We start from the raw sequence: 17,134 nt of genomic DNA on the forward strand, positions 1-17,134 counted from the left end.
CTAAAGGCTGACGGCGGTGCGCCGCTTGGCGCTGCGGGCGCGGTGCTATCGTCGGGCGTCCGTGCACGGACCGCCGAAGGAGGCTGGATGCGCGTCACGCGAGGGTTCAAAGGCAACAAGGCCTCGCTGCCGAGCAAGCCGTGCGCGGTTTGCGGTCGGCCCATGAGCTGGCGCCGGACCTGGGCGAAGAACTGGGACGATGTGCGCTATTGCTCTGAAGCGTGCCGCCGCCGCCGGGCCAAGGCGCCGTGAGCCTGCGCCATCTGGTCGTCGTCCTTGGCGACCAACTCGACCTGCAGGCCAGCGCGTTCGACGGTTTCGACGCCGAACGCGACGCGGTCTGGATGGCGGAGGTGGCCGAGGAATCGACGCATGTCTGGTTGAGCAAGCCGCATATCGCCAGCGGCCGCTATATCGAGCGCATGAGCGCCGGCAGCCTGTGCGCGCAGTGCCGCTTCCGGCCCGCCGAGCGGGCCGCGGCGATCCGCAGCGGGGCGCTGAAACGCTGAGTCGCCGATGACGCAAGATTCACGGTGCGTCTCTGGGGGTTTTCACTTATTATCTCGCGCGCTTTTTTTCTAGAATTTGTGCCGCTTTCTCATAGCCGCAGCTTTTTTCCAGCCACCCGACGGGGATTTCAACCGTGGAACTGTCTCTCGCGCAGCGTGTCGGCCGTATCAAGCCGTCACCGACGCTCGCCGTTACCGCCAAGGCCGCCGAACTCAAGGCCCTGGGCAAGGATGTTTACTCGCTGTCCGCGGGTGAACCCGATTTCGACACGCCTCAGCACATCAAGGATGCGGCGATCGAGGCGATCAACAAGGGCGTGACGAAGTACACGGCCGTCGGCGGCACGCCGGCGATGAAGAAGGCGATCATCGACAAGATGCAGCGCGACAACGCGCTGGAGTACAAGCCGAACCAGATCGTCGCCACCACCGGTGGCAAGCAGGCCTGCTTCAATCTCTGCCAGGCGGTGCTCAATGCCACCGACGAGGTGCTGATCCCGGCGCCGTTCTGGGTTTCGTACCCGGACATGGTGTTGCTGGCCGACGCCACGCCGGTGTTCATGTACACGACCGCCGAGACCCGCTTCAAGATCACGCCGGAGCAGTTGGAGCGCGCCATCACGCCACGCACCAAGATGCTGTGGCTGAACTCGCCGTCGAACCCGTCCGGCATGGCCTACACCAAGGCCGAGCTGGCGGCGCTGGGTGAGGTGCTGCTCAAGCACCCGCAGATCGTCATCGCCAGCGACGACATGTACGAGAAGATCATGTGGACCGGCGAGCCGTACGCCAACATCGTCAACGCCTGCCCTGCGTTGTACGACCGCACGGTGATCATCCACGCGGTGTCGAAGACCTATTCGATGACCGGCTGGCGTCTTGGTTGGGCGGCCGGCCCGGCGCCGATCATCAAGGCGATGGCCGACATCCAGTCGCAGCAGACGTCGAACCCGAACTCGATCGCGCAGGTCGCCGCTGCGGCGGCGCTGAACGGCGACCAGGGCTGCGTCGCGACCATGGTCGAAGCGTTCAAGGCGCGTCATGACCGCCTGGTCGCCGATCTCAACACGGTGGCGGGCGTGAAGTGCCTGCCGGTCGACGGCACGTTCTACGTGTTCCCGAACGTCGAGGGCCTGATGGCCAAGCTCGGCGCCAAGGACGATCTGGAACTGTCGGAAATGCTGCTGCAGAAGGCACTGGTCGCCGTCGTGCCGGGTTCGGCCTTCGGTTCGCCGGGTCACATCCGGCTGTCGTTCGCGACCAGCGACAAGGTTCTGCAGGGCAGCGTCGAGCGCATCAAGGCACTCGCCGGCTGACCCCGTCGGGCGCACGGGCGGCAACGACCGTCCGTGCGCCCGTCAGCACCTTTTGCGATTCGGGCATTGCATCACGCGGACGGCCTGACTAGAATTCGCACCCCTGCTGTTCCGCGATAGCTCAGTCGGTAGAGCAAGTGACTGTTAATCACTGGGTCCTTGGTTCGAGTCCAAGTCGCGGAGCCACTTTTCAAAGCCAGTAGCCGCCTTGTGCGGCTATTGTCTTTTCTGGGGCCGGAAAAGAAGTCTTTACGTCCTGCTCATGCACGCCGAACCCGCCACGCGCGGCGCCCGTCTGCCGGCGCCCGACCTGCTGCTGATCGCCATCACCGCGGTCTGGGGCGGCACGTTCATCGTCGTCAAGACGGCGATGCAGTGGAGCGGCGCCTTCACCTTCGTCGGTCTGCGTTTCGGGCTGGCGGCAGTGCTGTTCGGTCTGGCCTGCCGGCGGATGCTGCGCGGCTTTTCGCGCGACGAACTGCGCGGCGGCATCGCCATCGGCGTCGCGGTCTTTCTCGGCTACAGCCTGCAGACCCTGGGCCTGCGCGAGATTTCCAGTAGCGAATCCGGCTTCTATACGGCGCTGTACGTGCCGATGGTGCCCTTGCTGCAGATCGCTCTGTTCCGTGTGCTGCCACGGGCGATGGCCTGGGTGGGCATCGTCATGGCGACGGCCGGCATGGTGCTGCTGTCGAATCCGCGCGCCGGCCTGCTGGCGATCGACCATGGCGCGCTGCTGACCATGATCGGCGCGCTGGCCATGGCCTTCGAGATCCTGCTGATCGGCCGCTACGCGGTGCGCTGCAATGTGCAGCGTCTGGCGTTCGTGCAGTTGGCCACGGTCGGCGTGCTCGGTCTGGGGGCGGCGCTGCTGCGTGGCGAGCCGATGCCGCAGTTCACCGGCGGCTATGTCGCCTGCGTACTGGCGATGGCGTTGGTCAGCGCGTTCATCCAGTTCGGCATCACTTGGGCGCAGCGCACGGTGCCGGCGACGCGTGCGACTGTCATTTATGCGCTGGAGCCGGTCTGGGCGGCGCTGGTCGGTGTGTTCGTTGGCGACCGTCTCGGTTGGCTGGGGTTCATCGGCGGTGCGCTAATCGTGCTCAGTGTGATCGTCACCGAGCTGCGCTGGCCGAAGCGTCGCGCCGACGTCGCAGCCTGATCCGCAAGCCCCGGCACGCGTCCTGCTAAACATAGCGGGGCCTGGCGACCGACCCGAGCAAGGAGTTTTGCATGCACGAACTGTGGGCGCGCCTGCGCGTCGATCTGCCCGATTGGGTCTGGACCGCGCTGGCGATCTGCGCTGCGCTGCTGCTGGTGATTCTCGGCATGCGCTTGTTGCGCATGGCGCTGCTGCGCGCGACCCGGCCGGAGTCGGTGACGGGCCTGATCGTGCGTCGCACGCACACGCCGCTGACGGTGGTGGTGCTGCTGGCGGTACTCAACATCGTCTGGCAGGCAGCGCCGGACACGACGGACATTGCCGGCGTCGGCCGACGCATCGCGATCGTGATCTGGATCGGCTCGCTGACCTGGCTGCTGCTGCGCTGCGTGGCGGTCGGCGGCGAGGCGGTCATCCACGTCAATCCGTACGCCAGCGGTAGCGACGATGTGCGCGGCCGCGCGCGGCTGACGCAGGCGCGGGTGCTGACCCGACTGCTGTATCTGTTGGTGCTGGTGCTCGGCGTGGCGCTGGCGCTGCTGACCTTCCCGAGCGTGCGCCAGGTCGGCGCCAGCCTGCTGGCGTCGGCCGGTATCGCCGGTCTGGCCTTCGGCCTCGCCGCCAAGCCGGTGCTGGGCAATCTGCTGGCCGGCATGCAGCTGGCGATCACGCAGCCGATCCGCCTCGACGATGTGCTGATCGTCGAAGGCGAGTGGGGCCGTGTCGAGGAAATCACCGGCACCTATGTCGTCATCGCGATCTGGGACCAGCGCCGGCTGATCGTGCCGCTGCAGTACTTCATCGAAAAGCCGTTCCAGAACTGGACGCGCAGCAGCTCGCAGATTCTCGGTACGGTGATGCTGTGGGTCGACTACCGCCTGCCGGTCGAGCCGATCCGTGAGGAGACGCAGCGCCTCTGCGCGCTCGACGGCGACTGGGACGGCCGTCTGGCGATCGTCCAGGTCACCGACACGACGCCGGCGGCGATGCAGCTGCGCGTCCTGCTGTCGTCGGCCGACTCGGGCCGCAACTTCGATCTGCGCTGCCGTGTTCGCGAGGGCCTGATCGCCTACATCGCCCGCGAGTATCCGCTGTATCTGCCGCATACCCGCGCCGAGCTGATGGACGAGGCGCCGCCGAAGCTGTTGCCGCAATCGGCGATGGCGCCGAGCGAGCAGGTCTCGTCGCCGTCGCCGACCCAGCCGCAGCGGTGAGCGCTTAAAGACTGCCGCGCGCGATCCAGCCGTTGGCGTCGTTGTCGTTGGCGGCAGCGCCGAGCAGATCGCCGGGGGTGCGCAGCACGCGGAAGTTGCGGTCGTACTGCTGCTGCTCCCAGGCCAGCAACGGGCGAGGCCGGCGGCGCAGCGCGTCGAGGGTCTGGTCGTGGGCGGACTGCGGGTCGTTCTGCGGAACGAGCGCGTCCGCAGCCAGCGTGTCGGTGTGATTCATGATCGGGTTTCCTGTGTCGATGAAGGGGGCGCCGCCGCGTCCTTGTGCAGCGTTGCGGGTCGTTGATTGGATGCACGTCACCCGGCAAAAGGTTGCAATGCGCTGATCGACGCTGCCGTCGAGTTCAGCGATGCGACAGCCGGGTTGCGCTTTGCTGATTGCTAAAGCCGGTGGCAAGGATGCCGCCGGTCGTTGCACGCCTAGGGAGGACAGGCATGCTGGATGGGCGCCACGTCGATCCGACGCCGGACATGGAATGGCCCCGGCGCGGTCTGCGGACCACACTGGACCTGCGCAGCACGACGCTGGCGGTGCTCGCCGTGCTGGCGGTGATTGCCGCCATCAAGCTGGCGGCCGACGTGCTGGTGCCGATCGTGCTCGCGGTATCACTCAGCTATCTGCTCACGCCTCTGGTCGATCTGCTGCGGCGGCGGCTGCGCATTCCGGAGGCGGCCGGCGCGTTTCTGGTGTTGGCGGTGCTGGTGGCGGCGATCGTCGGCGGCGCCATCGCGCTGCAGCCGCACGTCAGCGACATCCTCGACAACGTGCCAAAGGCGACGCAGCGGCTCGAGAGCCTGTTGCACCGCACCGCGCTCGACAAGACCGGCGCCATTCGCAAGCTGACCGCCGCCGCCAATGCGCTCGACGAGGCAGCCGCATCCGGCGCCGCGCCGCGCAATGACATCACCCCGGATTTGCCGGCCCCGAGCCTGCGCGCCCACCTGTGGTCGGCGGCCGGCACCACGGCCAAGGCCATCGGTCAGACCGTCGTGGTGCTGGCTTTGAGTTACTTCCTGATGGTTGCCGGGCATTCGTTCAAGCGCAAACTGGTGCGCATCAGCGGCCGGCGCCTGCACGAAAAGAAACTGACCGTGCAAATCCTCGACGAGATCGACCTGCAGATGCAGCGCTACCTGCGCATCCAGGTCGGCACCAGTGCGCTGGTCGGTGCCGGCACCGGCGTCGCGTTCGCGGCGATCGGCATGTCGAACGCGGTGCTCTGGGGCGTGGCCGCGGCGCTGCTGCACCTGATTCCGTATATCGGTTCGACGTTCATCGTCGCGCTGGCCGCGATGTTCGCCTATCTGCAGTTCAACGACGTGCAGAGCACGTTGCTGGTGGCCGGCAGTGCGCTGGCCATCGCCGGCGTCGTCGGGCTCGGCATCGTGCCGTGGCTGACCGAGCGTGTCGGCCGCATCAATGCCGTGGCGACGTTCGTCACGCTGCTGGTCTGGGACTGGCTGTGGGGCGTGCCCGGGCTGTTGCTCGGCATTCCGATCATGATGGCGGTGATGGCCATTTGCGAGCGCGTCGACGGCCTGCAGGCGGTCGCCGAATTGCTGCGCAGCGACGGGCGGCAACAGCCCCGTGGCTGAGCGGCGCCGGCGCGACGCGATCGCGGTCGTCAATTACGTGGCGCTGCTCGGCCTGCTGCTGACCGCGCTGGTCTTCGTCAAGGCGATCCTGATCAGCGCCCTGATCGGTATCGGCATCGGCACGATCCTGACGCCGGCGCTGATGTGGCTGCAGCGCCGCTACCGAATTCCGCGCGTGGTCAGCGCGATCCTGCTGGTGGCGCTGATCGTCGCCGTGTTCGGCGGCATCGGCTATGTGATCTTCCTGATCGGCGAAACGCAGCTGGCGTCGCTGGTCGAGCGCATGCCGGACATCATTTCGCGGCTGCAGGCGCGAGCCGGCGGGCTGGTCGACCGCTATCCGTGGTTCGACGTTGATGGCGCGCTGTCGAACGCGCCCGGCGCAGCGAAGCTGGTCGGCGCCAAGCTGTTCCACGGCGCGTGGTCGGGCTTCGGCCTGGCCGGGGCACTGGTGTTCGCATTCGTCATCGGCCTTTATACGGCGGTCGAGGCGCGTTACTACCGCGACGCCCTGGTCGGCGCGTTCCCGCCGGCACGTCGCGCGGCGGCGACAGCATTCTTCGCCGAAGCAGCCCGCACCATTCGTCTGTGGTTCGCCGCGCAGCTGATCGACATGGCGATCATCGGCACGCTGACATCGATCGGCTTGTGGATCGTCGGCGTCGACTACTGGCTGTTGTTCGGCGTCCTGACCGGCGTGCTCGGCATCATTCCATACGCCGGGATCGCCATCGTCGTGGTGTTCGCCAGCCTGGTGACGATGGCCTCGAATCTGGCCCTGGTGCCGTGGCTGCTGGCGGTGTTCTTCATCACCCAGCAGATCGAAAGTCATGTCGTGCTGCCGCTGGTGATGCGCGACCGCGCCCAGTTGCCGGCGGTGCCGCTGCTGGTTTTCATGCTGGTGATGGCCAGTTGGGGCGGCTTGCTGGGCGTGCTGATGGCGCCGGCGCTGTTCGCGGTGCTGCTGCTCGCCTATCGGCGCCTGTACCTGCCGGCCCTGGAGCGCCGGCAGGCGGCGGACTCGGCCGCTGAGGGCTGAAAAACCGCCTCCGGTCCGGTTTTTCTCCACGCATTCGACAAATTCTTCGGGATCGCGTAACGTGCGCGCCGCAGTCGTATCAAGCAGTCTCATCAGCTGGTAGCCGTCTCGAACGGCGCGAATACCCGATGCGTTCCTCTTGACCGTTTGCACCCTGCGGGCGGGTTTGCCCGATTCACCATCAACGTTTGAAAGGAATGTATCCATGAGCAATGTCTCCACCGGAACCGTGAAGTGGTTCAACGACGCCAAGGGCTTCGGCTTCATTACGCCGGCTGAAGGCGGCGAAGACCTTTTCGCCCACTTCAAGGAAATCCAGGGCACGGGCTTCAAGACTCTGGCCGAAGGCCAGCGCGTCGAGTACAAGGCGGTCCGCGGCCCGAAGGGCATGCAGGCCACCCAGATCCGCGCGATCTAAGCCTGTTCCGTCGTACCAAAAACCGCGGCTTCGGCCGCGGTTTTTTTATGCCCGACGTTTACGGTGCAGGCTTGTTTTGCCGGCCTGGCCCAAGTCCGCGCCGGCGCTCAGGTCGGTAGCTGCACGCGTACGCGCAGGCCGCCGCCGGGGCGATCGTCGAGCTGCAGACTGCCGCCATGGCGGCGGACGATGTCGGCGACGATCGCCAGACCCAGCCCCGAGCCGCCGTCGTCGAGCGTGCGCGCCTCGTCGCGGCGATAGAACGGCTCCAGCGCTGCCTCGCGCTCATCGGCCGGAATGCCGGGGCCGCGATCGTCGACCAGAATCTCGGCGCCGGACGTGGTGCGCCGCACCGTGACCTCGGCGCTGCCGGCGTAGCGGATCGCATTGCCGATCAGGTTGGCGAACACGCGCGCCAGCGACAGCGGGTGGCCACTGACCGCGATCGCCTCGTCGTCGGTCTGCAGGCTGACGACGGCTCCGGCTGCCTGCTGCTCGCCGACCTCGCGTGCCGCCAGCGCCGCCAGATCGACCGGCTCGCGCGGATGTTCGCCGCCGCTTTCGACACGGGCCAGGGCCAGCGTGTCGCGCAGCAGCTGCTGCATGTCGTGCAGGTCGCGTTCGGCGCGGGCGCGCTGGTCGGCGTCGTCGATCAGGTCGATCCGCAGGCGCAGCCGTGTCAGATAGGTACCGAGGTCGTGGCTGATGGCGGCCAGCATCCGGGTGCGGCCTTCGATCAAGCGGTGCAGGCGCTCGCGCATGCGGTTGAACGCGACCACCAGCTGCCGGACTTCGCGCGCCCCGCGTGCCTGTAGCGGTGGACCTTCGTCGGCAGTGCCGACGCGCTCGACCTCACGCGCCAGGGCTTCGATCGGCCGGATCTGGCCGCGCAAGCCCCATAGCGCACCGAGGCCGATCATGCCGAGCAGCAGCAGCACGATGGCGATGAATGGCCGGCGCAGGCTGCGGCCCAGCGCGCCGCCGCGAATCTTGATTTCGACGACGCGGCCGTCGTGCAGCTGCACGGCGATACGCAGCGGTCCACGGCGAAAGCCGGACGGATGGACCATGACCTGCAGCGAGCTGTCGGCGTCACCGGCGCGAATTTCGATCGGCCGGCTACGGTCGGTCGGCAGGCCGCGCCGGATCAGATGCCGCATCAGCGGAAAGTCGGCCTCGTCGTCCGTCGAGCGCAGCGGGCCGTCATGGACCGTGACCTGAAAATCGAACGAATTGATCGCTTGCAGTGTGCGCTCGGTTTCGGCGGGCGGCGTGGCGTCGAGCAGGCGCACGATGGCGGCGACCCGCTCCGGGATCAGCGGCAGCTCGGCACGGTTGTCGTTGGGTTGCTGCGCGTAATAGGCGCCGAACATGGTCAGCATGACCAGTAGCACGGTGGCGGTCATCAGCACCGTCAACCGCAACGTCAATCCGATCATGCCGGGGCGCGCTCGACGGCCGGGGTGAACAGGTAGCCGCCGTTGCGGACGGTCTTGATCAGGCTCGGTCGCGCTGGATCGGGTTCGATCTTGCGCCGCAGTCGCGAGGCCGCGATGTCGATTGAACGATCGTAGACCTCCCAGCTGCGACGCTTGGTGAATTCCATGATCTGCTCGCGCGACAACACCCGCTGCGGGTGGTGGACGAACATCGCCAGCAGATCGTAGTCGCCGGCCGACAACTCGATGTCGCGGCCGTCCTCGTGCGTCAGTTGTCGTGCGGCAAGGTCGAAGCGATAGCCCGCAAACAGCAGGCATTCGTGTGCGACCGGCACTGCGCTGACCGCGGGTGCGGCGCGGCGCAGCACGGCGCGAATGCGCGCCAGCAGCTCGCGCGGATTGAACGGTTTGGGCAGGTAGTCGTCGGCGCCGACTTCGAGGCCGATGATGCGGTCCAGGTCTTCGCCTTTGGCGGTCAGCATCACGATCGGCAGATTGCCGGCGTTGCGCAGGCGCCGGCAGATCGACAGACCATCCTCACCTGGCAGCATCAGATCGAGCACGACCAGATCGGCGCGCTGGCGTGCCAGTGACACATCCAGCTCGTTGCCGTTACGCGTCCACTCGGCGACATAGCCCTCGCGTTCGAGCAGGGCGCTGACCAGCGGACCGATCTCACGGTCGTCCTCGACGATGACGATGCGTTGTCCGGCGTCCATGGTGCGGCGGCTCGGGTGGTGGGCAAGGCGCTTTTTATAGCCCAGACGGCCTGCCATCGCCCGCGCTGTTACACAGCGTCACAGGGCGCGACGCGCAGGACATCGCCCGGAAAAAGCGCACTGGCAGTCTTGCATCACCGGCTCAGATGCCGAATGCGAGGAGTGTGTGATGAAACGATGGATGATCGTCGGCGCCGCAGCACTGGGCTTGTGCCCGCTGCTGGCGGCCCATGCCCAGCCACAGCCCCAGGCGTCGACCCCGGATGCCGCGTCGGCGGCGATGGGACTCAAGGCCATCGATACCGACGGCAATGGCGCGATCAGCCGCGCCGAGGCCAGCGCCGCGCTGCATCAGCAATTTGCGCACCTTGATGCCAATCACGACGGCGTGATCAGCGAAGACGAATTCGTCACCGCGCGCCTGGCGCAATTCGACGCGGCCGACACCGACGGCAATGGCGAGCTGACCCGCGCCGAGCTGCGTCAGCGCTTCCTCGCGCTGCGCAAACACTGATTGTGACCCTGAAGCCCCACCGACGTACCCCGAAGGAGTCCTGCCATGAAACACCGCAATTCCACGATTCGCCCGCTGTCCCGCTCGCTGCTGTCGGCCGTGCTGTTGACCGGCGTTACCATCGCCGCCACCGTACCGCTGCAGGCCGAGGCCGGTACCCGCGGTCACCACGTCGAGCGGACCGGCCCCAACGGCCGCAGCACCGAACGCTCGGCGACGGTCACCAACGAACCCGGCTACCACTCGGCGACGCGTGAGCAGCAAGGGCCGTATGGCGCCTCTCGTGAGGTCAACCGTACGGTCGACGCCGATGCTGGCACCGCGTCGCACAGCGTGACGACGACCAATCGCTATGGCGACACCGTGACGCGCGGCGGTTCGACGACCGTCTACGGCGGCACGGTCGACCGTTCGCGCACGGTCACCGGACCGTACGGCGCGACCGCCACGCGTTCGGCGACGCGCGTCTACGACCCGGCCACCGGCACCTACACCTCGAACGTCAACGCCACCGGCCCGAACGGCGGTACCGCATCGCGTGACGTGACGGTGCAGCGCTAAGCCCCCAGCCTCTGCGGCCGGCCACGGCCGGCCGCAGCTTTTTGCCCGAGCCTCGCCATGATTGAACTTCTGCACGGCGCACCGCAGCGCCACCCCCTGATGCTGATGTTGCTGATGGGCATCGCGTTTGCCGAAATCGCCTGGCTCGCGTGGCGACGTCGAGGCGGCTACAGCTGGCTCGACAGCGGCACATCGATGGCGATCGCGGTCGGCAATCTGCTGATCCGGCCTTTGAACCTGTTGCTGCTGGCGCCGCTGTTCGCCTGGGTCTACGCGCATCGCTTGTTCGATCCGCAGTTGCAGGGGCCCTGGGCGTTTCTTGGCGTCGTATTGCTGGTCGACTTCATCTACTACGTGTTCCATCGCAGCAGTCACATGCTGCGCTGGATGTGGGCGACGCACGGCGTTCATCACTCGTCGACCGAGTTGAACCTGTCGGCGGCCTACCGGCTCGGCTGGACCGAGCTGCTGTCGGGCACCTGGCTGTTCCTGCTGCTGCCGGTCGGGTTCGGCATTTCGCCGACCTGGGTCACGGCTGCGTTCGCACTCAATCTGCTTTACCAGTTCGTGCTGCACAGCCGCCTGGTCGGTCGCCTCGGGCCGCTCGAATGGGTGTTCAACACGCCGACTCACCATCGCGTCCATCACGCGATGAACGAGGAACTGCTGGACCGCAACTTCGGCGGCATCCTGATTGTCTGGGACCGATTGTTCGGGACGTTCGCTGCCGCGCCGGACGAGTCGGCGCTGCGCTATGGCATTGCGGGCCGGGCGCCGCGCTATAACCCCTTTGCGGTGGCGTTCGGCGAGTGGCGGGCGATGTTCGCCGAGCTGCGCGATGCGCAGGGGCTGAAGGCGCGTCTGCGCGTGCTGACCGGCTGAGACGGTGGCCGGCCGCGGCGTTCAGTCGTCGGCGGGTGGCGTCTCGCGACGCAACTGATCGAGGCGCTGGCGCTCGAGTTCGGCCTGACGGGCGGCCTGTTCCTTTTCGGCCTTGGTGCGGCCGTAGCGCACACGATTGTCGGCCGCCTGCTTTTCGGCGTCGGCACGCGCCTTGAGCTTGCGGCGCTTGTTCAGATTGATGATCTCGGCCATGGCAGGCAGTTCCGGCAACAGGTGCCGAGCATAGCGAACGTGCGACCCGGCTGCTGTCCTACGCGTTGTGTGCGATCAGACTGACAAGACTGTCGGGGGCCGCCCAGATGGCGTGGCGCCGACGACAACGAATAATCGAAGGGCCTCCTTTCGACCGATGTTGCCGCCTCCATGAAAGAATCCAGTGCCGCAATCGTCCCCGCGCGTCCCGCCAGCCACTGGCCGGTTGGCATTCGCCTGCGCTTTCGTCCGGACGCCACCGTGCGGCCCGAGCACGAACATCTGCGCGGCACGCCGGTCCTGGTGCTGTCCGGCCTGCATCTGCTCGGCCCGACCGACGGCCAGTACTCTTGGCGCCAGCAGGTGCTGGTGTTCGGCAACTGCCGGCCGGGTTGGGCGCGCCCGGATCAGCTCGATCTGCCGCTCGACGAAGCGGACGAGACGTTCTGAGGCGATGCCGGCGCTGACGAGCGCGGGCCGGAATCCGTAAGCTGTACCGGCGCTGGCGGTGTGCCGGCACGGGAGATGACGTCGATGGATCGATCGATTGCGCGCGGTCTGGCCGCGCTGTTCGCGGTGTGGTTTGCGTGGCTTGCCGTCGTGCCGGCTGCCGATGCCGCCGATGCCGCGCTGGAAACCGCACCGGCCTGGACGCTGAAAACCCCGAACGGTGAGACCGTCCACTTTCCGCAGGACGCGCAGCATCAGCCGTCGGTGCTGCTGTTCTGGCCGTCCTGGTGCCCGTACAGCCGTGCGCTGCAGCCTTATGTGCAGTCGATCTGGGAGGATTATCGCGATGCCGGCGTCCACGTCTGGACGATCAACATCATGGAAAACGGCGATCCGGTGCAGGCGATGAAGGCGCGCGGCCTGAGCTTTCCGTTACTGCTCAATGGCGACCCGCTGGTCGCGACCTACGGCATCACGCGGACGCCGTGGCTGGTGGTCGTCGATGGTGACGATCACATCGTCTACACGCGTCCTGCGCACCCCGGTTCGCCGATCAATGTTGCCAAGCAGGTGCGAACCACGCTCAACGGGCTGCTCGGCGAGCACGCCGTGCCGCTGCCGGCATCCTATCCGCCGGCGTACGACCTGCATCTGCGACAGAAGGTCACGCAGCCGGCGCCGGACGCCGAATGGAAGGCCTGGGCGCTGCAATACCTCGGCAGCGTCGGCGCTGACGAGAAGGTTGCCGACATCGCGCCGCTGGGGCCGGTCAGTGACGGTCGTCAGGTCATCGAGATCGCGCGCAAGCTGTGGACCGAGCGCTATGGCGAGGAGCAGGTCGCGATCCAGGGGCCGTTCCGCTCGTATCGCTGGAACCAGCGCTGGGTAGTGTCGGGCCTGGCATCGGCCGGTCACCTCGGCGAGGGTTTCATCCTCGTCGTCGACGCCAGCACCGGACAGGTGCTGCGGATTTCGCCGGGATCCGGGCGCTCCTGATCGAGCGCGCTGCGATGTCGGGAGGCTGCATATGATCAAGCTCGCAGGTCTGGCCGCTGCGCTGGCGACGCTCGCGCTGGCGGCCTGCAGCACCGCATCGAATCGGCCGGTCAGTGCCGGCTACGGCCCCGATCCGGCGTTGCCGAAAGCCGATGCCGCGCTGATTCCGACCGTCAACGTCGCCAGGGCGGCTGGTTGGCCGGCCGATCTGCACCCGCGCGCCGCCGACGGTCTGCAGGTGCGGCCGTTCTCGACCGGCCTCGACCATCCGCGCTGGCTCTACGTGCTGCCGAACGGCGATGTGCTGGTGGCCGAAACCAATGCGCCGCCACGCCCTGACGACAGCGCCGGCTTCAAGGGCTGGATCGCGTCACTGCTGATGCGCCGCGCCGGCGCCGGCGTCCCCAGTGCCGATCGCATCACCTTGCTGCGTGACGCCAACGGCGATGGCGTCGTCGATCAACGCACCACCTTCCTCGAGCACCTGCATTCGCCGTTCGGCATGGCGCTGATCGGCAATATCTTCTACGTCGCCGACACCGATGCGATCCTGGCATTCCCGTACCGCGATGGCGAAACGCAGATCGATGCGCCACCGAGCACGCTGGTGGAGCTGCCGGCCGGGCCGCGCAATCATCACTGGACCAAGAATCTGTTGGCCAGCCCCGATGGCCGCACGCTGTACGTGACGGTCGGCTCCAACAGCAATGCCGCCGAGAACGGCATGGAAGCAGAGCAGCAGCGCGCGGCGATCTGGGCGGTTGACGTTGCCAGCGGTGCTCACCAGCTTTACGCGACCGGCCTGCGCAACCCGAACGGCATGGCCTGGCAGCCGGACAGCGGCGCGCTGTGGACGGTCGTCAACGAGCGTGACGAGATCGGCAACGACCTGGTACCCGACTACATGACCTCGGTGCGCAAGGGCGGGTTCTACGGCTGGCCGTACAGCTATTACGGCACGCATGTCGACACGCGCGTGCAACCGCAGAAGCCCGACCTGGTGGCCCGTGCCATTGTCCCGGACTACGCGCTCGGCGCGCACACCGCGTCGCTGGGCTTGTGCGCGGCGGCCGGCAACCACCTGCCGCCGACGTATGCACACGGGATGTTCGTCGGTCAGCACGGCTCATGGAACCGCAAGCCGCGCAGCGGCTACAAGGTGATCTTCGTGCCGTTTGCCGATGGCCAACCGGCCGGCATGCCGCGCGATGTACTCGACGGCTTTGTCAGCGACGACGGTCAGGCCTACGGTCGGCCGGTCGGTGTCGCGCTTGATCGCACCGGGGCGCTGCTGATCGCCGACGACGTCGGCAACACGATCTGGCGGGTCACCGCCGCGCCGCCGGCTGCAACGCCCTGAGCTCGCCTCAGGCTTTGCGCATGCGCTCGATCAGCTCGTAAGCCGCGGTGATCTCGCGCGTCTTCTGCTCGGCCATTTCGCGCATCGACTCCGGCAGCCCCTTGGCGGCGAGCTTGTCCGGATGGTTCTGGCTCATCAGGCGGCGATAGGCTTTCTTGACGTCCGCATCGGAGGCCGATGACGGCACGCCCAGCACGCGGTAGGCGTCGTCGATCGCCGACGGGCTGGGTGCCCGCGTGCCGCCCGCACTGGCGCCGCCGCGCAGCATCGCTTCCAGCGCCTGGACTTCGGCTTCCGACAGTCCCAGGCCGCGCGCGATGCGGGTCAGCATCTCGCGCTCGGCCGGATGCGCGGCGCCGTCGGCGGCCACCGCCGACAGCTGTACCTGCAGGAACATCTGCAACAGCACGCGCTGGCCACGCGCGGCGAGGGCGAAGCGACGCACTTCGCCGTCGAGATCGAAGCCCGGCGTCTTGCCGCGGTTGAATGCCTGCTTCGCCGACTCGCGTGCGGTCGGCGACAGGTGCAAACGATCGAACAGCATTTCGGCAACGCGAATCTCGTCGTGCGTGACCTGACCGTCGGCCTTGCAGACCGCGCCCATCACCGCGAACGTCGAATCGAGGAACTGCGACTGCACCTTGGTCGCTGCACCGATCACCGAGACGCGCACCGTGCGCGCGAGCAGGTAGCCGATGCCGGCACCGATGACCAGACCCGGGAGATGACCGAACAGCGCGCCAATCAGGCCGCCGATGATGACGAGGGGATTCATGCCAGCCATTCTACGTGAGCGCCCGCGGCTTTCGCTGTGGCGATCGGGGCCTCGTTCATCTGCGGTGCGGGTCGTGGCGCTTTTCATGATTCGCGTCGCTGACATGCTTTAAATCATTGATGCCTGCCCCGTCCGCCGATGTGATCCACCCTTCGCCCGCCAGGCCGCCGCTTCCGCAATGGCGCGAATGGCTGCAACTCGTGCGCCGCACCGTCGGCGCCTGGATGGACGACGGCGCCTCGAGCATGGGCGCGGCGCTGGCGTTCTATACCGTGCTGTCGATGGCGCCGCTGCTGCTGATCGTCATCACCGTCGCCGGTTTCATCTTCGGCGAGGACGCGGCGCGTGGCGCGTTGTTCGAGCAGATTGCCGGCATGGTCGGTCGCGATGGCGCCAGCGCGATCCAGGCGGTGCTGGCCAGCACCGCGCGCTCCGGCGACGGTCCGGTCTCGATCCTGGTGGGCTTGCTGACGCTGTTGATCGGCTCGACCACGGTGCTGGCCGAGCTGCAGCGCGATCTCGACATCATCTGGCATGCACCGCCGCGTCGTGGCAGCGGCCTCATGCGTCTGCTGCGTGCGCGCTTGCTGGCGTTCAGCCTGATACTCGGCGTCGGCTTCCTGCTGATGGTGTCGCTGGTGGTGAGCGCCACGATCAGCGTCATCGGCCGCTTCTGGAGCGACTGGCTCGGCGGCGCCGGCTGGTTGCTGCAGGTCCTCAATTTTGCGCTCGGCTTCGCCATCATCACCGCGCTGTTCGCGATGATCTACAAGGTCTTGCCGCGCGTGCGCATCGAATGGCGCGACGTGATCGTCGGCGGCGCCATCACCTCCTTACTTTTTTCGGTCGGCAAGCTGCTGATCGGTCTGTACATTGGGCATGCTTCGGTGGCGTCGTCGTTCGGTGCCTCGGGCACGCTCATCGCGGTGATCGTCTGGGTCTACTACTCGGCGCAGATCTTCCTGCTCGGTGCGGCGTTTACCTATCAATTCGCGTTGCGGCATGGATCGCTGGCGGCGCGCAGACGTCCTCTTCATTGACTGGCTGAGTTAGTTACGGTCCTGCATCGTCGCGCAGGCGGCGGTCGAGGAATTCGAGTGCCGCATCGACGGCGGCACCATCGGTCAGAAACGCGGTGATGTGCCCGCGGCCGCGCAGGATCATCAGCTCGCACGGCACGCCGGCGGCATCGAGCAAGGCCCGGTAGTCGGTGGCGTGATCCGGTGGCACGAGGCGATCGAAACCGCCGTGGTAGAGAAACACCGGTGGATCGCCGGCACTGACGTAGTGCACCGGCGAGGCTGCCTGATATTGGGCGTAGTGGGTGTCGCGCGTCCCGCCGATGAACTGGGGGACGAGCGTGCCGCCGGGAAACTTGGTCAGATCACTGGGCGTGCCACCCGCGACGACTGCCTCGACGCGCGCGTCGGCGTCGTAGAGCGCGTCTCTAGCGCTGATCCCGCCGAGCAGCGCGGCGAGGTGTGCGCCGGCCGAGTAGCCCCAGGCGCCGATGCGTTGCGGGTCGATCCGCCATTGCGCGGCGTGTGTCCGCATCCAGCGCACATCGAGCTGTACGTCACGCAGCTGCGTCGGCCAGATGTGGTCGGGGGCGAGTCGGTAGCTGCCGGCGACCGCGACATAGCCGCGCCGCGCGAGTTGTTTGGCAATCGACTTGAGCTGCGTGCGATCACCCGAATGCCAGCCGCCGCCATAGAGCACCAGCACCGCTGGAAACGGGCCGTCGCCGCGCGGCTGGTAAATGTCGGCCGCGAGCGGCTGCGGCCAGTCGGGCGGTGAGACGATGACGTTTCGAATGACGCGATAGTCCGTTCGCGTCGGTTCCGGCACCGGGACATCAGGGCGACCCTGGTGCAGCGTGCAGCCGCCCATGAGCAGTGCGGCAGCCAGGCTGGAATGACGGAGCATGCGTGGACCTCGATCGGGATGCGCAGGCTT

Annotated in this window: 20 protein-coding genes, 1 tRNA gene and 1 pseudogene; 16 read left to right on the forward strand and 6 right to left on the reverse strand. The window is 67.1% G+C overall.

Going from position 1 to position 17,134, the window contains the following annotated elements; translation table 11 throughout:
- The first annotated feature begins 87 nt into the window (after positions 1 to 87).
- From G7Y82_RS21985 to G7Y82_RS19980, 6 genes and pseudogenes are all read left to right on the forward strand, one after another.
- Entirely contained in the window at positions 88 to 252 is a 165-nt protein-coding gene (locus tag G7Y82_RS21985; protein ID WP_168149900.1) for a DUF2256 domain-containing protein, read from the forward strand.
- Between the two features lie 2 nt (positions 253 to 254).
- Positions 255 to 401: pseudogene (locus G7Y82_RS21990) on the forward strand (cryptochrome/photolyase family protein); the annotation flags it as partial.
- A gap of 242 nt (positions 402 to 643) precedes the next feature.
- Positions 644 to 1,825, forward strand: coding sequence for a pyridoxal phosphate-dependent aminotransferase (locus G7Y82_RS19965; protein WP_168149901.1), 1,182 nt, complete (start codon positions 644 to 646; stop codon positions 1,823 to 1,825).
- Positions 1,826 to 1,935: 110 nt separating this feature from the next.
- Positions 1,936 to 2,011 (forward strand) — tRNA-Asn (locus G7Y82_RS19970).
- A 76-nt stretch (positions 2,012 to 2,087) separates the two neighbouring features.
- A complete protein-coding gene (locus G7Y82_RS19975) occupies positions 2,088 to 2,987 on the forward strand; it encodes a DMT family transporter (protein WP_168149902.1) in 900 nt (299 codons plus the stop codon).
- 71 nt (positions 2,988 to 3,058) lie between these two features.
- Complete coding sequence (locus G7Y82_RS19980) at positions 3,059 to 4,201, forward strand: mechanosensitive ion channel family protein (protein WP_168149903.1); 1,143 nt, start codon at positions 3,059 to 3,061, stop codon at positions 4,199 to 4,201.
- Between the two features lie 4 nt (positions 4,202 to 4,205).
- On the opposite strand, the gene G7Y82_RS19985 is transcribed toward G7Y82_RS19980, so the two are convergent.
- The gene (locus tag G7Y82_RS19985; protein ID WP_168149904.1) at positions 4,206 to 4,436 is read right to left on the reverse strand and encodes a hypothetical protein; all 231 of its coding nucleotides are present in this window, start codon (positions 4,434 to 4,436) and stop codon (positions 4,206 to 4,208) included.
- A 215-nt stretch (positions 4,437 to 4,651) separates the two neighbouring features.
- Here G7Y82_RS19985 and G7Y82_RS19990 point away from each other — a divergent pair, with 215 nt between their 5' ends.
- From G7Y82_RS19990 to G7Y82_RS20000, 3 genes are all read left to right on the forward strand, one after another.
- Entirely contained in the window at positions 4,652 to 5,812 is a 1,161-nt protein-coding gene (locus G7Y82_RS19990; RefSeq protein WP_168149905.1) for an AI-2E family transporter, read from the forward strand.
- Positions 5,805 to 6,851, forward strand: a complete 1,047-nt coding sequence (locus tag G7Y82_RS19995) for an AI-2E family transporter (RefSeq protein WP_168149906.1) — start codon at positions 5,805 to 5,807, stop codon at positions 6,849 to 6,851. Before G7Y82_RS19990 ends, G7Y82_RS19995 begins: the two co-directional genes overlap by 8 nt.
- A gap of 205 nt (positions 6,852 to 7,056) precedes the next feature.
- Entirely contained in the window at positions 7,057 to 7,269 is a 213-nt protein-coding gene (locus G7Y82_RS20000; RefSeq protein ID WP_168149907.1) for a cold-shock protein, read from the forward strand.
- 107 nt (positions 7,270 to 7,376) lie between these two features.
- Here the strand turns inward: G7Y82_RS20000 and G7Y82_RS20005 are convergent, their stop codons facing one another.
- Complete coding sequence (locus G7Y82_RS20005; protein ID WP_168149908.1) at positions 7,377 to 8,708, reverse strand: ATP-binding protein; 1,332 nt, start codon at positions 8,706 to 8,708, stop codon at positions 7,377 to 7,379.
- Positions 8,705 to 9,427, reverse strand: a complete 723-nt coding sequence (locus G7Y82_RS20010; RefSeq protein WP_168149909.1) for a response regulator — start codon at positions 9,425 to 9,427, stop codon at positions 8,705 to 8,707. The genes G7Y82_RS20005 and G7Y82_RS20010 overlap by 4 nt, the downstream gene beginning before the upstream one ends.
- A gap of 169 nt (positions 9,428 to 9,596) precedes the next feature.
- Between G7Y82_RS20010 and G7Y82_RS20015 the strand changes: the two genes are divergently transcribed.
- The 3 genes from G7Y82_RS20015 to G7Y82_RS20025 are packed head-to-tail and all read left to right on the forward strand — an operon-like array spanning position 9,597 to position 11,384.
- Positions 9,597 to 9,941, forward strand: coding sequence for an EF-hand domain-containing protein (locus G7Y82_RS20015; RefSeq protein ID WP_168149910.1), 345 nt, complete (start codon positions 9,597 to 9,599; stop codon positions 9,939 to 9,941).
- A 45-nt stretch (positions 9,942 to 9,986) separates the two neighbouring features.
- Positions 9,987 to 10,502: a hypothetical protein gene (locus G7Y82_RS20020; protein WP_168149911.1), complete on the forward strand. Its 516-nt coding sequence runs from the start codon at positions 9,987 to 9,989 to the stop codon at positions 10,500 to 10,502.
- 57 nt (positions 10,503 to 10,559) lie between these two features.
- Positions 10,560 to 11,384 (forward strand): sterol desaturase family protein, encoded by an 825-nt coding sequence (locus G7Y82_RS20025; RefSeq protein WP_168149912.1) that lies wholly within the window; start codon positions 10,560 to 10,562, stop codon positions 11,382 to 11,384.
- Between the two features lie 21 nt (positions 11,385 to 11,405).
- Here the strand turns inward: G7Y82_RS20025 and G7Y82_RS20030 are convergent, their stop codons facing one another.
- Positions 11,406 to 11,597 (reverse strand): DUF4169 family protein, encoded by a 192-nt coding sequence (locus G7Y82_RS20030; protein ID WP_168149913.1) that lies wholly within the window; start codon positions 11,595 to 11,597, stop codon positions 11,406 to 11,408.
- A gap of 171 nt (positions 11,598 to 11,768) precedes the next feature.
- Here G7Y82_RS20030 and G7Y82_RS20035 point away from each other — a divergent pair, with 171 nt between their 5' ends.
- From G7Y82_RS20035 to G7Y82_RS20045, 3 genes are all read left to right on the forward strand, one after another.
- Complete coding sequence (locus tag G7Y82_RS20035; RefSeq protein ID WP_168149914.1) at positions 11,769 to 12,047, forward strand: hypothetical protein; 279 nt, start codon at positions 11,769 to 11,771, stop codon at positions 12,045 to 12,047.
- 84 nt (positions 12,048 to 12,131) lie between these two features.
- A complete protein-coding gene (locus G7Y82_RS20040; RefSeq protein WP_168149915.1) occupies positions 12,132 to 13,043 on the forward strand; it encodes an NTF2 fold immunity protein in 912 nt (303 codons plus the stop codon).
- A 31-nt stretch (positions 13,044 to 13,074) separates the two neighbouring features.
- Positions 13,075 to 14,403: a PQQ-dependent sugar dehydrogenase gene (locus tag G7Y82_RS20045; RefSeq protein WP_168149916.1), complete on the forward strand. Its 1,329-nt coding sequence runs from the start codon at positions 13,075 to 13,077 to the stop codon at positions 14,401 to 14,403.
- 7 nt (positions 14,404 to 14,410) lie between these two features.
- Here G7Y82_RS20045 and djlA read toward each other — a convergent pair whose 3' ends face one another.
- The gene (gene djlA, locus G7Y82_RS20050; protein ID WP_168149917.1) at positions 14,411 to 15,178 is read right to left on the reverse strand and encodes a co-chaperone DjlA; all 768 of its coding nucleotides are present in this window, start codon (positions 15,176 to 15,178) and stop codon (positions 14,411 to 14,413) included.
- Between the two features lie 200 nt (positions 15,179 to 15,378).
- On the opposite strand from djlA, the gene G7Y82_RS20055 reads away from it, so the two are divergent.
- On the forward strand, positions 15,379 to 16,218 hold the full coding sequence (locus tag G7Y82_RS20055; protein WP_366515705.1) for a YihY/virulence factor BrkB family protein: 840 nt from the start codon (positions 15,379 to 15,381) through the stop codon (positions 16,216 to 16,218).
- Positions 16,219 to 16,231: 13 nt separating this feature from the next.
- Here G7Y82_RS20055 and G7Y82_RS20060 read toward each other — a convergent pair whose 3' ends face one another.
- Entirely contained in the window at positions 16,232 to 17,104 is an 873-nt protein-coding gene (locus G7Y82_RS20060) for an alpha/beta hydrolase (protein ID WP_168149919.1), read from the reverse strand.
- Between the last annotated feature and the right edge of the window lie 30 nt (positions 17,105 to 17,134).

This window comes from Solimonas marina, from assembly GCF_012241385.1.
GTDB lineage: Bacteria > Pseudomonadota > Gammaproteobacteria > Nevskiales > Nevskiaceae > Solimonas > Solimonas marina.

What these genes read in the sequence shown, in the direction of transcription:
- G7Y82_RS21985 (WP_168149900.1), top strand. Translation starts at nt 88, where the DNA reads ATGCGCGTCACGCGAGGGTTCAAAGGCAACAAGGCCTCGCTGCCGAGC.
- G7Y82_RS19975 (WP_168149902.1), top strand. Translation starts at nt 2,088, where the DNA reads ATGCACGCCGAACCCGCCACGCGCGGCGCCCGTCTGCCGGCGCCCGAC.
- G7Y82_RS19980 (WP_168149903.1), top strand. Translation starts at nt 3,059, where the DNA reads ATGCACGAACTGTGGGCGCGCCTGCGCGTCGATCTGCCCGATTGGGTC.
- G7Y82_RS19985 (WP_168149904.1), bottom strand. Translation starts at nt 4,436, where the DNA reads ATGAATCACACCGACACGCTGGCTGCGGACGCGCTCGTTCCGCAGAAC.
- G7Y82_RS19990 (WP_168149905.1), top strand. Translation starts at nt 4,652, where the DNA reads ATGCTGGATGGGCGCCACGTCGATCCGACGCCGGACATGGAATGGCCC.
- G7Y82_RS20000 (WP_168149907.1), top strand. Translation starts at nt 7,057, where the DNA reads ATGAGCAATGTCTCCACCGGAACCGTGAAGTGGTTCAACGACGCCAAG.
- G7Y82_RS20005 (WP_168149908.1), bottom strand. Translation starts at nt 8,708, where the DNA reads ATGATCGGATTGACGTTGCGGTTGACGGTGCTGATGACCGCCACCGTG.
- G7Y82_RS20010 (WP_168149909.1), bottom strand. Translation starts at nt 9,427, where the DNA reads ATGGACGCCGGACAACGCATCGTCATCGTCGAGGACGACCGTGAGATC.
- G7Y82_RS20015 (WP_168149910.1), top strand. Translation starts at nt 9,597, where the DNA reads ATGAAACGATGGATGATCGTCGGCGCCGCAGCACTGGGCTTGTGCCCG.
- G7Y82_RS20020 (WP_168149911.1), top strand. Translation starts at nt 9,987, where the DNA reads ATGAAACACCGCAATTCCACGATTCGCCCGCTGTCCCGCTCGCTGCTG.
- G7Y82_RS20025 (WP_168149912.1), top strand. Translation starts at nt 10,560, where the DNA reads ATGATTGAACTTCTGCACGGCGCACCGCAGCGCCACCCCCTGATGCTG.
- G7Y82_RS20030 (WP_168149913.1), bottom strand. Translation starts at nt 11,597, where the DNA reads ATGGCCGAGATCATCAATCTGAACAAGCGCCGCAAGCTCAAGGCGCGT.
- G7Y82_RS20035 (WP_168149914.1), top strand. Translation starts at nt 11,769, where the DNA reads ATGAAAGAATCCAGTGCCGCAATCGTCCCCGCGCGTCCCGCCAGCCAC.
- G7Y82_RS20040 (WP_168149915.1), top strand. Translation starts at nt 12,132, where the DNA reads ATGGATCGATCGATTGCGCGCGGTCTGGCCGCGCTGTTCGCGGTGTGG.
- G7Y82_RS20045 (WP_168149916.1), top strand. Translation starts at nt 13,075, where the DNA reads ATGATCAAGCTCGCAGGTCTGGCCGCTGCGCTGGCGACGCTCGCGCTG.
- djlA (WP_168149917.1), bottom strand. Translation starts at nt 15,178, where the DNA reads ATGAATCCCCTCGTCATCATCGGCGGCCTGATTGGCGCGCTGTTCGGT.
- G7Y82_RS20060 (WP_168149919.1), bottom strand. Translation starts at nt 17,104, where the DNA reads ATGCTCCGTCATTCCAGCCTGGCTGCCGCACTGCTCATGGGCGGCTGC.